The sequence below is a fragment of the Clostridium sp. LS genome, assembly GCF_002760435.1.
Taxonomy (GTDB): Bacteria; Bacillota; Clostridia; order Clostridiales; family Clostridiaceae; genus Clostridium.
Map to the genome: position 1 here is coordinate 1 of NZ_AUUU01000009.1, position 15,072 is coordinate 15,072.

Sequence of the window (15,072 nt, forward strand, 5' to 3'; positions counted from 1 at the left end):
CAGTAATATTAGCTATGGGTGCTGGTAAGAAAGCTGCAAAAGCTATAGATGAATATTTACAAGAAAAATAAAATAACATACTAGATATTAATTGACATTTATTGCAGGAGAAAAATCTAAGTTTATTAGATCCTTTAATAAATGTCTTTTTTGTTGCCATAATAGTTATCATAGTTATTATATATAATAAAATTATTTATGAATGAATCTGCTTTGTTTTGAATTATTTTGGATTTTATTTTGACAAGATAATAACTGTATAGTAAAATTTCTTAGGGCTTAGAAGTAATTATTTATAGAATTAAACGTAGCAAAAAAGGAGAAAGTATATGAACAAAGCAGTTGATTTATTTAAGAGGCTCATCTTATTCTTTATTGGAATGAGTATTATTCAGTTTGGAGTTGCCATATTTCTAAAAACTAATATAGGTTCTGATCCTTTTACTGTATTTACTCAAGGATTATCATTTACGTTGAACAAAACAGGTATTAAGGAATTATCAATAGTAAAATTAATTAGTGGAAGAGCAGAAGTAACTCCAGGAATAGCTAATATGATTATATTAGTATTATTATTTACTATAATTGTATTAACTGAAAGAAAGCGCATAAAAATTGGAACATTAATTTGTGTTGTTGGAGTAGGACCTATTATTGATTTTGGCATAAGAATAGTTTCATATTTTCCAATTGAATCTTACAACTATGTTATAAAAGCATTTTTTGTGATATTTGGCTGCTTAATTATCGCTATAGGTTTTTCAGTATTATCAGCGGCTAATGTAGGTGTGGCCCCAAATGATATTGTCCCATTTATAATAAAGGACAAGACAAAAGTTGAGTATCGATGGATTAGAATGACACTGGATGGTGGATTTTTAATTATTGGATTTATTTTAGGAGGGAAAATTGGTCTTGGTACAGTAATATCTATGTTATCAACTGGACCATTTATACAATATTTTCTTCCATATGGTGAGAGATTTGCGAACTTAGTAGTAAGTGAACGGGATGCAAATTTAGAAGATAATATAACAGCGGCTGTATAAAAAATAGTTGTCGGAAAATAGTTTTCAACCATTTTCTGACAACTATTTTTTTATATAACTAGAAAGAAGTAAATTTAGTATTGATTACGTAAAAAAATAAATTTATAAAAAATATATGCTTTGTTAATTTTTGTAAAGAATAATGGTACATGTTGAAAAATGATGAAATTAGTGTGATAATAAAAGTGGAGTTGGTGAAAATTTATAACTTTAGAAAATTAGTTCCATAATAACATATTTGCAATAGATTATTTGAGGGTTAAATTTTGTTATATATATAAATTAATTGTATTAAGGAAGGGGGATTGCATATGGTAGTTACCAATGGAGATATAATACTTTATGGAATTAGTAATATTAGTGAGAAATTAGATAATATCATAAAGAACTTTAATTTAAAGGAGAAATACTTTGAAATAAAATTGATTATATCTGAAGCCGTTAGTAATGCATATATTCATGGAAATAATAGTGACAATAGTAAGCCTATATATGTACAATGGGAATTAAAAGAAAATTTTATAAGAATTGCGGTTAAAGACTGTGGATCAGGAGTTGAATCTTCAAAAGCAAATAAAGAAATAAGTGAAGAAAGTCTTTTGGATGAATGTGGAAGAGGATTATTTATCATAAGAAGCTATGCAGATGAAGTGAAATTTAAAGGTAATTCAATAATTATGGAAAAGTATCTAAATGGATATTAATAATGCATAATGTACCACAGTGCTATTTATGTTAAAGAAGTATTTCAAAAAACAAAAAGGGGGAAGTTAAATGAAAATTTCTTTAAAAGCAAAATTAATGTTAGCTTTTTTTATTATAGTTTCTATACCTATGGGGGCTTTAGGTTATGTATCCTATAATATGACTAGAAATTCAATACAAGCTTCAGTTGAGCAGCAGTTAAAAGATCAGACTTCAAATACAGCAGCTTTGATTGATAAATCAATAGAGTCAGTAAAACATTCGCTGAAGGTAGCGAGCTTAAATAGTGATTTAGGAAAAGCGGTTCAAGATTTAAATAGCAATAATATTAATTCGGCTTTCGAATATATTAAAAATGTCCAAGAAGAAAATAAGGATTTTATGGAAGTCCTAATTATTACAGATGCTTATGGAAAAGTAGTTATCGATAGCCAAACAAAAGAACCAGATATAGATTTAAGCGATAGGGACTATATGAAAACTGCCCTTAGTGGAAAAGAAGCAGTTAGTGAGGTATTAACATCACGATTTACAGGAAATCCTGCTATATTCATAGCGTACCCGCTTAAGGACAATGGAAAAGTTATTGGTACTTTAGTTGGAAGTATAAAGTTTGACAGTATATCTTCTTATGCATCAAAGGTTAAAGTAGGCCAAAACGGCTATGCATATATGATAGACAAAAATGGATTAATTGTTTACCATCCTGACAGCACTAAGATATTGAAAGTTAATGCAAGTGATAACGCCAGTGATGACTTAAAAACTATGATTAATGAGATGAAGGAAGGAAAAACTTCGCAAGGTTTTTATACTTATGAAAATGTATATAAATACGTCTCTTTTCAACCAGTTGGCAATTGGGTAATTGCAGTAACAGCAGATTATAACGAATATATGTCAGCAGCCTTAAGTATCAGGAATTATACAATAGTTATTGTTTTAATATCAATTATGATTGCTATGATATGTGCTTATGGATATTCTACAAAAGGTATAATTAATCCTATTAAAAATTTAGAAAAGCTAATGAAACGTGCAGGAGAAGGCGATTTAACTGTTAAGGTTAGTATACACAGCAAGGACGAAATCGGGGAACTTGGAAATTCCTTTAATGAGATGATAAAACATCAAGATAGTATAGTTAGAAGTGTAACTAATGCTGCAGAACAGCTAAATGCAGCTTCACAAGAGATGGCGGCCTCATCAGAAGAAATTAGTGCAACAACTGAAGAAATAAGTGCTACAGTAACTCAGGTTGCTCAAGATGCTGAACAGCAGAATGAATCTATAGTAGATGTTTCAAAGGTATTGGTGCAGCTATCGAGTCTTGTTCAATTAGCACAAAGCAGGGCCAAGTCTACAAGTTCAAATGCGTCTCAAACAATGGCAGCAGCTGATCTTGGTAGAGAAAAAGTAGAAGAAACTGTTAAGGCAATGAATGTGATAAGTACAGGAAGTGATGAAACTTCCAAGGCACTGCAATCTTTAAGCAGCCTATCTACTAAAGTTGGAGGAATAATAAATACAATAAATGCAATTGCAGAGCAAACAAATCTCTTAGCATTAAATGCTGCAATAGAAGCGGCCAGAGCCGGAGAACATGGAAAAGGGTTCAGCGTAGTTGCTGATGAAGTTAGAAAATTATCAGAAGAATCAAATGACAGAGCAAAAGAGATTGCTGCATTAGTTAGCGAAATGGTAAAACAGACACAAAATGCAGTAAATGCAATGGAAAAGGCAAAGGTTGAAGTTGAAAATGGAGTACATATAGTGTCAGAAACAGATAAAGCGTTTGTTAACATAATTAATGCTATAGAAAATATAGTTAAACATGTTAATGAAATACTAGACATAACTGGCGATGAAGTGGCATCTTCAGATAAAGTAGTTGAACTTATTAATAACATAGCAACAGTTACCGAAAGCAATTCTTCAAATTGTGAAAATGTATCTGTAGCAGCAGAGGAACAAGCAAATGCAATTAATAATTTAACAGCAACAGCTGAAGAGACAAGCGCTATGGCTGAAGAATTAACTAAACTTGTAGAAAGATTTAAAATATGAGGTGATTATAGATGGAAATAAATGTACCTAAAGAGTTTGTTGTTGATGAGGTAGCAGATTTTAGAATAAAGATTAATAAGTTAATAGAAGATGGAAATAATAATTTTACTTTTAACTTTAGAGATTGCATATTTATAGATAGTACAGGCCTTGGAGCATTAGTAGCTGTTTACAAAAAATGCGCTGAAAAGGGTGGCAGCATAAAATTAATGTCACTAAAGCCTGATGTTGAGAAACTGTTTAAGTTAACAAGATTGGATAAAGTATTTGAAATATGTCCGTAGTGAATAATTCAGATTGAAAGGACTAATAAGCTTATGTGCGAAGGAAAAACAAAAGCAGCAGTATTAGATAAAAATGTAGAAATAATTGAAGCTAGTTATAAAGAAATTTGGGACAAAATAGAGGAATTAATATTTGTTATAGAGCTTGATGAAAATTTTGCTCCAAAATACTTTGTAGATTTTAATAGTAAGCTTTGCAGTAATTTAGGATATACAAAAGAGGAACTTGTGAAAACATTACTTTCAAATATTTTTAACTTAGATGAACTGGAAAATCAAATAAAAAGATATAGAGATTTAACTATTAATAAAGATGATAAAATAGAAATGATACTAAAATCAAAAGAAGGAAAACACATTTATATTGAAGCAAAGATATCACTATTTAGTAAGTATGAGAAAGACTACTTATTAGTAATTGCAACAGATATTACTGAACGTAAGAAGTTAGAAAAAGAATTCACAGGGGTGCTTAATGGTATTCCTGATGTAATCAAAGTTTATAATACTGATCATTCAATATCTTTTTTTAATGAAGCAGGATATGAGTTTCATAATAAAGTCCCCGAAGAAGTAGAGGGGAAAATGTGCTACGAAATTTTAGATAGAAAAGAAAAATGTTTAGATTGTTCTTTTGGTAAAGTTGTGGCATCTAAACAAAAGATTTCGAGAGAGAGATTTATTCCAGAATTAAATAAATTTATGGATGTATGCTATAACCCGGTTCTAGATGAAACAGGAGAGCTATTATTTATTGTCGAAAGACTAAGAGATATTACAGAAAAAAAGATTCTTGATAAAATACTTAAAGATAGTAAGGAAAGATATAAGCAAATTATAACTAATTCCCCTGATGCTGTCGTTATTATAGTAGATAATATAATTGCTTTAGCAAACAATGAGGCCTGTAACTTATTTAGAATAAATTATAACAGCCTTATTGGAAGCAATATATATAAGCATTTTGATGAAAAATATACAAAAGCTCTGCATAAAAGATTTAAAAATATAATTGCCGAAAAAAGAGTAAAAGATGTACATGATTATGAATTTTATTTCTCTAATAAGTTGATAAACCTTCAAATTTCCTACAGTTACATAACATATGAAGGCAACTCGGCTATTCTAGCAGTTATAAGAGATATTACTGAGATGAAGGAAGAAATAAATAAAGCCGCTGAACTTCAAAGAAAAACTCTCCAAAAAGATTTTCCAGCTAAAGAATTTGTTGATATTATCAGTACTTATGTTCCAGCAAAGACTATTAGCGGAGACTTTTATAGAATTTTTGAAGTAAGCAAAAATGTGATAATTGGGATCATTGTAGATGTTAGGGGGAAAGGGATATCAGCTGCTTTACAAATTTCAGCTTTTGATATTTTATGTTTTCAAGAGATTGCTAAGACAAATGACCCAATGGAAATAGTAAAAAATTTAAATGAAAAATTGATTAGTTATTATGACGAGAATTATATTGCTGTTTGCTGCTTCAGCATGGATTTTAATATAAATGAGTTGAAGGTTGTAGGTGCAGGAATAAATCAATTTATTTTTCAAAGGAAGGACGAAGATGTAGAGGAAATAATTGTTGAAGGTCCTTTCCTAGGGATGTTTGAAGATAGTGATTTTTGTGAGCAAGTCATTCATTTTAAACAGGGAGACAAAATTTACTTTTTTACTGATGGATTAGATTTTATATTTGATGAAGATAAAATTGTTAAAAGGTATATGAAAAAGGTTAGTATATTAAGATTTAAAGAATATATAGATGTATTTTTAAATGATACTATCTTAGATGTTGGAAAATTAAAAGATGATTGCACTATGATAGCCATGGAAATAAAATAGGATGTAGACAAATGAGTAACAATGTTCCAGTTGACAGTATACGTTGATTGATATAGAATAGACTATACAAGATGAACATTTCTTTGAAAACTGAATATGTTATTAAACCATCTTTAACCTGGGGGCGTTTTGGCTTCGACGGGGGTGGGATGGGTTTATTAAGCGAGTCGAGGGAAGCATGGTGCCTCGTTAATAAAGTATGCATTAAATGTAAACGCAGAAGATAATTTTGCAATAGCAGCTTAGTTTAAAGCTGTTCATCAGCCCGGGTTGCCTACGGCTCGGATCACTGGTGTCATTTGAGTGGGAAACGAAGCCTAGCAAAGCTTTGAGCTAGAGGGGTATTTATGAAGCTACCGGAAAGTATAGCCTGTCTAAGGGCGATGCTTTTGGGGAATCTTAAAACTTAGACTGCACTCGGAGAAAGATAAATTCAGCTGCTTTCGGACAGGGGTTCGATTCATTGACAGAGTCGCATTAAGGAGTGATCCTTAAATGAAAACTTGGCTTTATCGGTGAAACCGTAACAGATAATGCTGACGGCAATACCGAGAGGTATGTAAGGAAACTTAACAGCCTCGTATCGACTTATAGGTTTCTAAAATGCTATTTTATATAGTATCATGAAATACTAGGATAGAAGATATAAACGATACTAAGCTTCTATAATATGCCAAGGTTCTGTAAAAGTTAAAATAATTTACAGAATAAGATATAGTCAGGGCCATATGAAAGTATGGATGCCACTGACCCCTCGCCTCCACCATTGATATGTACAAAAAAGAGGATAAGGTTAATGTCAACCTTATCTTCATGTACTAAAACTGATTCTACATAAGTGTTAATGATTGTTTTTAGATCATTAGCACTTTTTTCATTTATAGCATTTATATCTTTAATTAAATACTGCTCGATAAGTTTTTCATTAAGTTCGCTACTATTCATTGTAGCTTTTATTTCATTTATATAGCTGGATATTCTGGTTTTCTCAGCTTCTAGGTTGTCCATCTTTTCTTTAAAGGAGTTATGAAACATTCCTTGAGAGATAGCATTTACAATATTGCCAATTTCAAAATCTATTTCTTTTAGACGCTTATCTAGACTTTTTAATTCATCATGATTAGAATCTAACATCTTGTTATAGTGTTCTATAAGTTTTTTCGTAAGTCTTTTTATTGAGGAAGGATTTAAGATTTTGCTTTTTATTTCATTTAGTACAAGTTCTTCAACAAAGTTCTTCTGTATATTTTTCATACCGCATTGTTTTGTTCTGTACCTAGCACTGCAATTATAGGTAGAGTATTTTGCTTTATTCCTTCCAGAATAACTAGTATGACCTACCATAGAAGCTCCACAGCAGCCACAAAGCATCTTTCCAGACAATAGATAAACTTCTTTAGCCTTATTTGTAGCATTTCTTTTATTGTTAAGCATTCTTTTCTGAACTTTATCAAAAATATCCTTTGAAATAATAGCAGGTAATCCATTTTCTATTTTTATAATTTCCTCAGGACTTTTAGTTCTATGTGAATTACGCTTACCATTGAAGGACTTAGGTGCCTTATTAAATATAAAAGTACCTATGTATTTTTCATTTCTTAGTATTTCTGATATGCTGTTTTTACCAAAGCTTCTTCCTATTTTCGTCTTATAGCCTAATAGATTAAGTCTGTCTACGATAGTATTGTAGCCATGACCTTCAGAATACATCTCGTAAATTAACTTTACTGCTTTTGCTTCTTGTTCATTTATAATATATTTCTTTGTTTCAGGATCTACATCGTAACCTAATGGGGGAAGACCTCCTGTGTGTTTACACTGCAGTGCAGTTTCTTTCATACCTTTCATAACTTCTCTAGCTAAGTTCTTAGAATAATATTCAGCCATGCCTTGAAGAACTGATTCAAGTATTATGCTTTCAGGACTGTCATCCAAATGTTCTAGCACAGATATAAGCCTTACATTATTCTTTTTGAGAATTCTCTTATAATGAGCACTATCATATCTATCTCTTGAAAAACGATCAAGCTTATGGACTATTACAGCATCGAATAGTCCATATTCACTATCTTTTATCATTTCAAGAAATTTAGGTCTATTATCTGTTGTTGCTGATCTTGCTTCATCAGTGTATACCTTTGTAATTATTATTCCATTTTTATCTGCATATTCTTTTATAGCACGAATTTGTGCATCAATTGACTCTTCACGCTGATTATCTGAACTATATCTTGCATATATTGCTGCATTCAAAAAACATCTCTCCTTCCTAAATTTTTGTTCTTATCTTTATATGCTCAACAGTACCTAAAATAGTTATTTTAGAATTTTTAAGATCATTATTTGTTAATGCGAAGCTATCAAAATCGTTACTTTCAGCTTGGAATAAGTGTACATTACTCAATTTCTTATATCTTCTTAAAAAAGCTTCTCCATCTTTTAATAAAAGCACAATGTCATTATGCTTATAAGTTATATTTGGAATTATAAACACAGCATCTCCGTCATGAATTCGTGCATTAGACATACTATTATCTTCTGCTATATAGTAGAAGCATTTCGAAGCATCGTAAGCTAAAGTACTTGGTATATAGTCATAGCTAATTACATTTTCACTGTCATTAGAAATAATATTACCATTATCTATAAAAGATAGAACGGGTACTTTAATTGGATTACTGTAATTTATATTATTCTTCATGTGTAATTCCTTTATTTTATTTCTAGTATTTGAAACAGAATTATTTAAAGGATCATCTTCAATAACAGCTTCAAAAGTTAAATTAAAGTAATCCATATCACTTATCTCGTAACCAGCAGCAAGTAAAAGGTCAGCTTCTTTTATATTGTTATAAGCAACACTAGAAAACTTTCTTATTATTTCAGGAGAGGGGGCTTTTTCTAATTTACAATTTAAAAATTTAGATATGTAAGGTCTTGCAACCCCACATTCCTTTGAGAAGTCAGTAATACTCCTGTTTGCACCAATAGAAGCTTTTAATAATTCACTAAATTTTTCTTTATTAAACATAATATTCACCTCAAAATATATTATATACTAAAATAGTTTAGGATACAAATAAAATATTTTTTGTATCCTGGTTTACAAGTGAAAAAATATATGCTAATATGTAAAACAAGAACGAAATGTAAATATAATTGTAACTTAAGTTACAAAAGTTAGAATGTCAAATCCGACAGCTAAGTTGTAAGGGGGTGATATTTTGGAAGTTTCAATAGTGACTATCAGTTATGATAGAAAATCAAAAGAAAGAGTAAAGGAGGAGTTATTGACCCAAAAGAGTGTAGAGGCTGAATTTGAAAATCAGTTCGTTAAGACCCTAGCAGAAGGGCTTAGAGAGAAGTTTATTTTTAGAACAGATATTAATAAAAAGCATTCACTAGATTATGCTGCTTAGAAAGGAGAATAGAGATGTTAATAAGAACTACAAGAGATGACTATGAAAAAATAACTTATGACTACGATGAAAAAAATCATTCTATTATGGGAGCTGGTAATATTTGTGACTTATTTAAGCCTGAAGCATTAAATGATGATTCAGATAAGGTTTCAGATTTTGTAGACAAGCTTGTTAGCTTTATAAGAGCAGAAAGATCAGACTGGGGGAACAAAGAAGTGTATCTAAACTTTGAAGAGATAGAATACCTTATAACCAGTGCAAAGATTTTATACGATAGATATAATGCAGGAATCTTTTAGTTGGAGTGACTTAAATGTTGTTTTGCAAAAGCGTGTGTGAAATTAATAAGGATGAGCTAATAGATAAGATAGAAAATGTTGTCTTAAGTAATATTGAAAAGCAAGGCTATGTAAGAGAAATAGATATTTTTCAGTCAATAGAAGATGAATATGCTTATTCTGAATTTGAAACCCAAAAAGCTCTAAAAGAAATAATAGAGAAACATAATCTTATGAGGCTAAAGTATAGCTACAATAATCAGAAATCAAAATATAAAGCTTCCAATACATATATTATAACAAAAAAGGTTAAGGAAGATTACAATAAGGAAATTGCTTAAAAGGAGTGCTGTTTTATGGAGAGAAATTATTATGTAAAAGTTATAAAAGAAGAGTATGTTAGAGATACCTATATAGAAAGGGTTTTGGCTAAGTTTAAATCTATCAATGAAGCTGTTAAGTATGTAGAAGAAATAGCAGGAGCACGTGGGTTCAAAAGGATTTATGATGGAGCTACTGAATATACTTTTGCTAGAGGAGATGAATATATTTTTTTAGAAGAAAGCGAAGATAGAGTTTATGAAACATTTGATGAATATATGAGAGTGTTTAATAACTTATCTGAAATAAAAGATCTTCTGGATCAGAAAGGAATTGAATCAAGCCATTATGGAGATGAGCTTAATATTACTTATACTTTGAAAAAATGTTTTCAAGTAAATGGAGATGTAACTAAGGAATGCGTTGACAATTTATTATATGAAAGAACAGGTTATAGAATCTGTGAATAATAATAAAATATAAGACGAGTCTGCAAAATTGCAGATAAGTCTTATATTTTTGGAGAATTATAGAAAATGGAACTTGTAAAATGATACAAGCGATTTAGATAGTTAAGAAAATAAGTCACAATGAATATTAAGCAGTAAAAGAATTTAATAAGAAATATACTGATTTCAGAAAGGGAGAATAATTTTATGAATAATAATATAAATCATATACAGGCACCAGATCAGATCGCTTTAGCAAATATATATGCTTTTACAGATGAAGAAAGTGAAGTAATTAGTAATAGCAATAACAAGCAAAGACAAAAAACAAACATAAAGGATGTACTAGTAAAAGATATTTTGAGAGAAGCTCATTTGTTTATAGATGATAGAAAGGAGGCTCATGCTATTATACCTGTAGGTGCTCATAAAGAGATACTTGCTGTCAGAGGAGAAGACTTTTCAAGTTGGATAATAAAAAAAGTATGGGATACATATGGAAAAACAATATCAACTATGGCAGTAAAAGATATAGTAAATTCAATAGAAGCTCATGCAAAGTTTGGTGGAATTCAATATAAACTGAATCTTCGAGTAGCAGGTGATGACAAAAGTATATATTATGATTTGGTAAATAGAAATTGGGAGATTGTTGAGATTGATGCATCTGGTTGGAAAATAAATAACAATCCATTAGCATTCTTTAAAAGATATAAGACACAAAATGAGCAGGTTAGACCGGTAGGCGGTGGAGATATAAAATCAATATTTAGATATATTAATGTTAAAGAGGAGGATAAACTATTATTTTTGGTATACCTAATTAGTTGCTTTATTCCTGAGATTGCTCATCCTATAGGAGTATTTTACGGTGAAAAAGGCTCTGCAAAGACTACAGCTTCTAAAGTAATGAAGATGATAATTGATCCTTCAATTATGCCAACAATTACCTTTCCTAAAAATAATGAAGAGCTTATACAGAATCTAGCTCACAATTGGTTTTGTAACTTTGATAATATATCTAATATAGGAGATACGACAAGCGATACCTTATGTAGAGCTGTTACTGGAGAAGGATATTCCAAGAGAGGCATATATACTAATGAAGATGATGTTGTATTTACTTACAAACGCTGTGTTTCCTTAAATGGTATAGATGTTATTCCTAAGAAGGATGATTTACTTGATAGATCGATTCTATTTGAATTAGATAGAATTCAAGATTCAAATAGAAAAGGTGAGTATAAGCTATTAGAAGAATTAAGACTTGTAATGCCAGAGATATTAGGAGGCATTTTTGACATATTATCAAAAGCAATCAGATTGTATTCTGATTCATCAACAATAAGATTAAATAGAATGGCTGATTTCACTTCTTGGGGATATGCAATAGCAGAAGCCATTGGTGGCTTGGGGAGTGAATTTTTATCAAGGTATAATAAAAATATAATCAAACAGAATTTAGAAGCAATCAATTCTAATTCGTTTGCTTCAGCGGTTGTAGCTTTGTTAGATAGTAATCAAAGTTGGAGTGGAAAAGCTAGTGATTTAATGATAGCTTTAGAAACAGTAGCAGAAAGAGAAAGAATATACACTGGTTCTTCAGATTTCCCGACAACCTCAAATATGGTAAGTAAAAAACTGAAATCTATAAAAAGTAACTTAGAAAGACTAGGAATAAAATTTGAGATTAAACGTACTAATACAAATAATATAATCCATTTAAGAAGATTAGGCAGTTAATTATAGGCACCTCCTTCTTCAAGTATCCATGAGTGTATTTTATAGGGGCAAGATTATAGTGGAGGCAGTGGAGGTTGTGGAGGGTAAATTTTAATATTTTACTAATTTCTATATAGTATTCTATAGTTAATATATAAAAAAGAGTTAATTAAGCTTCCACAGCTTCCACACCTTCCACGGTATTAGATACATCTTAAAGCAACATGAGTATTAGAGAAAAAACTTCCTCACAAATATAAACATGAGGAGGTTTTACCTTAATAATGGCTTCTAAGTTACTTGTAGAATTAGAAGAAGGTATTATATATAACTCGACTCATTTTAAACCGGGCATAATAATTACATATCAATATATATAATTATTAAGTATATATGTGCTATTTTGATACATTGGTTGTTGGTAAGCATTAATATACCTTAGTGCCAAGAGAATATCTATAAAGATATCATCACAAAACACCAGAAGGTCATTTTGAACCAATTCTATGCTGATATATACCTATAAACATTTGTACATAAATATTTATCTATAAATGTTTATCTACCTTATAGACATTTGTAGATGATTATATAGGAATAGCCTTTTGGCTACTCCTATAAGAGCATAAGAGTTTGGCTTTATGATATAGTAAGTGGAATGGTATTTTCAGGGCTTACTGCTTAAGTCACTATAATAGCTATAAACGTATTTTAAGAAATAGTTGTATCATTTTGATCCTCATTGAAACCATATATTTCTTCAATAAGTTTAGAGAAGAATTTATAGGATTCAATTATCATAGGCTTAAACTCCCTCATTTTTATTTCTAATTCTTCTCTTCCAAGCTCAGTAATTGCATAATACTTCTTATCTTCCTCTATCTTTATGTTCTCAATAAGGTTGTTTGCTGTGAGCTTGTTTAAAATCGGATAGAGAGTTCCATGTGAGGGCTTCCAAACTGCAGATCCTATTGTGTCTTGCAGGAAGGCTAGTATTTCTTTGCCATATAGAGGTCTGTTTTGTTTGGCTAATACATGAAGGGTGTAGAAAGATAAGAAGTTTGAACTAGACATTTTTGTAGGGAAAAGTCTTGTGTATTCAGCCTTATAGTCATGTTTAGGATTAACCTTTTTAAGACCTTTCTGATTGATAAGATTTGAGTTTTTAATAGATTTTTTTGTTGATTTCATTATGAATCCTCCTTTAGATATAAATATTAATAGTTCATTCAATACTTTAAATAGGAGTTAGAATTACAAAGACTTAAACATACCTATAAAAAGTTATAAAAGAACCACCAGTGCCCTGCTAAGGGCTAAATCTTTAATCTGAAAAAGGAAGATGAATAGTTATAAAAGGTTTATGGTATAAGCTAAATCAGATTAAGCCGAAGGCTTTGGATAGGTCAAAATGAAACATGTAATTCTATAGAGGGGTGGGGCATGAAACTAAGGATTAAGTTTTGATTTATATAGCCTGGTATCGGGAGAAAATATATGTGATTTTAAAGATAAGATAGCTGTTCTATATATTAAAAAATCTTATGTAAGTATAAAATAATTAAAGAATCATGGAATAATGGAATAAGACAAAATATGAAAAATTTATAAAAATTATTGACAGAAAAATCTAAATTAATTAAAATAAAATTAGCACTCAGCGATAAGGAGTGCTAACAAAGCGTTTTAATATTCCTTTTATTTGTTGATATTCATTAATAGCGTTTATTCGTTATGAATTTTTATCTTAAAACTAGAAGGGGTTTTAAAGCGCTTTTTGTCTAAAAGGAATATTAACGCATAAAGGTAAAGGTAATTTAGCATTTTGCTAAAGTAATTATGAAATCAATTGGAAAAGGAGAGAAGGTTTTATGAGTGAAAAGTTTCAAACAAAACTTATAGGATCTGATAATCATTCTTATAGGGAATTATTTAGAAGATACCCTAAAAATCCTATTCTTACTTCTAAAGATTGGCCGTATGCTGCAAATACCATTTTTAATCCTGCGGCAACAATGTATGACAATAAGGTATTGCTACTAGCAAGGGTTGAAGACAGGCGAGGTTTTTCACATCTTACTAAGGCTGTTAGTTATGATGGTATAGGTAATTGGAAAGTGGATACAAAGCCTACTCTTGAACCGAATCCAGAAAAGTTTCCTGAAGAGGAATGGGGTATTGAAGATCCAAGGATTACATACCTAGAGGAACTAAAAAAGTATGCTGTTGTATACACTGCATACTCAAAAGGAGGTCCACTAGTATCTCTTGCATTGACAGAAGATTTTGAAAAATTTGAAAAACTTGGAGCTATCATGCCTCCAGAGGATAAAGATGCTGCACTATTTCCAAGAAAGATTAATGGAAAATGGCTTCTTATACATAGACCAATTCCAGCAAATCATGAACCAGGAGCGCATATATGGGTTTCGCAATCTGATGACCTTAAATATTGGGGAGAACATCAGATATTAATTAATGCTAGGCGAGGCGGATGGTGGGATGCCAATAAGATAGGTCTTAATACTCCACCACTGGAAACACCAGAAGGATGGCTTATATTATATCATGGGGTAAGACAAACTGCAGGAGGATCAATTTACAGACTTGGTCTTGCACTATTAGATCTTGATAATCCATTTAAAGTTCTAAAAAGAAGTGATGAATGGGTATTTGGACCACAAGAACTTTATGAAAGAGAAGGGGATGTTGATGATGTAGTATTCCCTTGTGGATGGGTTCATGATAAAAACACTGGCAACATAAAAATGTACTATGGTGCTGCAGATACCTGTATTGCCATGGCAGAGACTAATCTAAGTGACTTACTTGAATATATTAAAAGATGCCCAGAACCTAAAACTTATGATTAGATAAGAATTGTTTAATAAATGACAAAAATATAGTTTATTGTTTAAAAAAGGAGG

At 30.6% G+C, this 15,072-nt stretch carries 14 protein-coding genes and 1 other RNA gene; 12 read left to right on the forward strand and 3 right to left on the reverse strand.

Going from position 1 to position 15,072, the window contains the following annotated elements; translation table 11 throughout:
- Positions 1–329: 329 nt before the first annotated feature.
- From COL3_RS02105 to ssrA, 6 genes are all read left to right on the forward strand, one after another.
- Entirely contained in the window at positions 330–1,049 is a 720-nt protein-coding gene (locus COL3_RS02105) for a membrane protein (protein ID WP_008423256.1), read from the forward strand.
- A gap of 311 nt (positions 1,050–1,360) precedes the next feature.
- Positions 1,361–1,753: an ATP-binding protein gene (locus COL3_RS02110; RefSeq protein ID WP_008423257.1), complete on the forward strand. Its 393-nt coding sequence runs from the start codon at positions 1,361–1,363 to the stop codon at positions 1,751–1,753.
- 70 nt (positions 1,754–1,823) lie between these two features.
- A complete protein-coding gene (locus COL3_RS02115) occupies positions 1,824–3,821 on the forward strand; it encodes a methyl-accepting chemotaxis protein (protein WP_008423258.1) in 1,998 nt (665 codons plus the stop codon).
- 11 nt (positions 3,822–3,832) lie between these two features.
- Positions 3,833–4,105: an STAS domain-containing protein gene (locus COL3_RS02120; protein ID WP_008423259.1), complete on the forward strand. Its 273-nt coding sequence runs from the start codon at positions 3,833–3,835 to the stop codon at positions 4,103–4,105.
- A 33-nt stretch (positions 4,106–4,138) separates the two neighbouring features.
- On the forward strand, positions 4,139–5,953 hold the full coding sequence (locus COL3_RS02125) for a PAS domain S-box protein (protein ID WP_008423261.1): 1,815 nt from the start codon (positions 4,139–4,141) through the stop codon (positions 5,951–5,953).
- A 128-nt stretch (positions 5,954–6,081) separates the two neighbouring features.
- Positions 6,082–6,416, forward strand: a transfer-messenger RNA (tmRNA) gene (ssrA, locus tag COL3_RS02130).
- A gap of 227 nt (positions 6,417–6,643) precedes the next feature.
- Here ssrA and COL3_RS02135 read toward each other — a convergent pair.
- Positions 6,644–8,206, reverse strand: a complete 1,563-nt coding sequence (locus tag COL3_RS02135; protein ID WP_008423263.1) for a recombinase family protein — start codon at positions 8,204–8,206, stop codon at positions 6,644–6,646.
- Positions 8,207–8,222: 16 nt separating this feature from the next.
- Entirely contained in the window at positions 8,223–8,984 is a 762-nt protein-coding gene (locus tag COL3_RS02140) for a S24 family peptidase (protein ID WP_008423264.1), read from the reverse strand.
- Between the two features lie 193 nt (positions 8,985–9,177).
- Here COL3_RS02140 and COL3_RS02145 point away from each other — a divergent pair, with 193 nt between their 5' ends.
- The 5 genes from COL3_RS02145 to COL3_RS02165 all read left to right on the forward strand — a co-directional run bounded on the left by COL3_RS02145 (position 9,178) and on the right by COL3_RS02165 (position 12,166).
- Entirely contained in the window at positions 9,178–9,372 is a 195-nt protein-coding gene (locus tag COL3_RS02145; protein ID WP_008423265.1) for a hypothetical protein, read from the forward strand.
- A gap of 14 nt (positions 9,373–9,386) precedes the next feature.
- Entirely contained in the window at positions 9,387–9,674 is a 288-nt protein-coding gene (locus COL3_RS02150) for a hypothetical protein (RefSeq protein ID WP_008423266.1), read from the forward strand.
- Between the two features lie 14 nt (positions 9,675–9,688).
- Complete coding sequence (locus COL3_RS02155) at positions 9,689–9,994, forward strand: hypothetical protein (RefSeq protein ID WP_008423267.1); 306 nt, start codon at positions 9,689–9,691, stop codon at positions 9,992–9,994.
- Positions 9,995–10,009: 15 nt separating this feature from the next.
- Positions 10,010–10,444, forward strand: a complete 435-nt coding sequence (locus COL3_RS02160; RefSeq protein WP_008423268.1) for a hypothetical protein — start codon at positions 10,010–10,012, stop codon at positions 10,442–10,444.
- A gap of 186 nt (positions 10,445–10,630) precedes the next feature.
- On the forward strand, positions 10,631–12,166 hold the full coding sequence (locus COL3_RS02165) for a hypothetical protein (RefSeq protein ID WP_008423270.1): 1,536 nt from the start codon (positions 10,631–10,633) through the stop codon (positions 12,164–12,166).
- Between the two features lie 690 nt (positions 12,167–12,856).
- Here the strand turns inward: COL3_RS02165 and COL3_RS02170 are convergent.
- Positions 12,857–13,336, reverse strand: coding sequence for a PadR family transcriptional regulator (locus tag COL3_RS02170; RefSeq protein ID WP_008423273.1), 480 nt, complete (start codon positions 13,334–13,336; stop codon positions 12,857–12,859).
- Between the two features lie 680 nt (positions 13,337–14,016).
- Here COL3_RS02170 and COL3_RS02175 point away from each other — a divergent pair.
- Complete coding sequence (locus COL3_RS02175) at positions 14,017–15,018, forward strand: glycosylase (protein WP_008423274.1); 1,002 nt, start codon at positions 14,017–14,019, stop codon at positions 15,016–15,018.
- Positions 15,019–15,072: the final 54 nt, after the last annotated feature.

Excerpts from the sequence above, each read along its gene's own strand:
- COL3_RS02105 (WP_008423256.1), top strand. The coding sequence starts at position 330 with ATGAACAAAGCAGTTGATTTATTTAAGAGGCTCATCTTATTCTTTATT.
- COL3_RS02110 (WP_008423257.1), top strand. The coding sequence starts at position 1,361 with ATGGTAGTTACCAATGGAGATATAATACTTTATGGAATTAGTAATATT.
- COL3_RS02115 (WP_008423258.1), top strand. The coding sequence starts at position 1,824 with ATGAAAATTTCTTTAAAAGCAAAATTAATGTTAGCTTTTTTTATTATA.
- COL3_RS02120 (WP_008423259.1), top strand. The coding sequence starts at position 3,833 with ATGGAAATAAATGTACCTAAAGAGTTTGTTGTTGATGAGGTAGCAGAT.
- COL3_RS02125 (WP_008423261.1), top strand. The coding sequence starts at position 4,139 with ATGTGCGAAGGAAAAACAAAAGCAGCAGTATTAGATAAAAATGTAGAA.
- COL3_RS02140 (WP_008423264.1), bottom strand. The coding sequence starts at position 8,984 with ATGTTTAATAAAGAAAAATTTAGTGAATTATTAAAAGCTTCTATTGGT.
- COL3_RS02150 (WP_008423266.1), top strand. The coding sequence starts at position 9,387 with ATGTTAATAAGAACTACAAGAGATGACTATGAAAAAATAACTTATGAC.
- COL3_RS02155 (WP_008423267.1), top strand. The coding sequence starts at position 9,689 with ATGTTGTTTTGCAAAAGCGTGTGTGAAATTAATAAGGATGAGCTAATA.
- COL3_RS02160 (WP_008423268.1), top strand. The coding sequence starts at position 10,010 with ATGGAGAGAAATTATTATGTAAAAGTTATAAAAGAAGAGTATGTTAGA.
- COL3_RS02165 (WP_008423270.1), top strand. The coding sequence starts at position 10,631 with ATGAATAATAATATAAATCATATACAGGCACCAGATCAGATCGCTTTA.
- COL3_RS02170 (WP_008423273.1), bottom strand. The coding sequence starts at position 13,336 with ATGAAATCAACAAAAAAATCTATTAAAAACTCAAATCTTATCAATCAG.
- COL3_RS02175 (WP_008423274.1), top strand. The coding sequence starts at position 14,017 with ATGAGTGAAAAGTTTCAAACAAAACTTATAGGATCTGATAATCATTCT.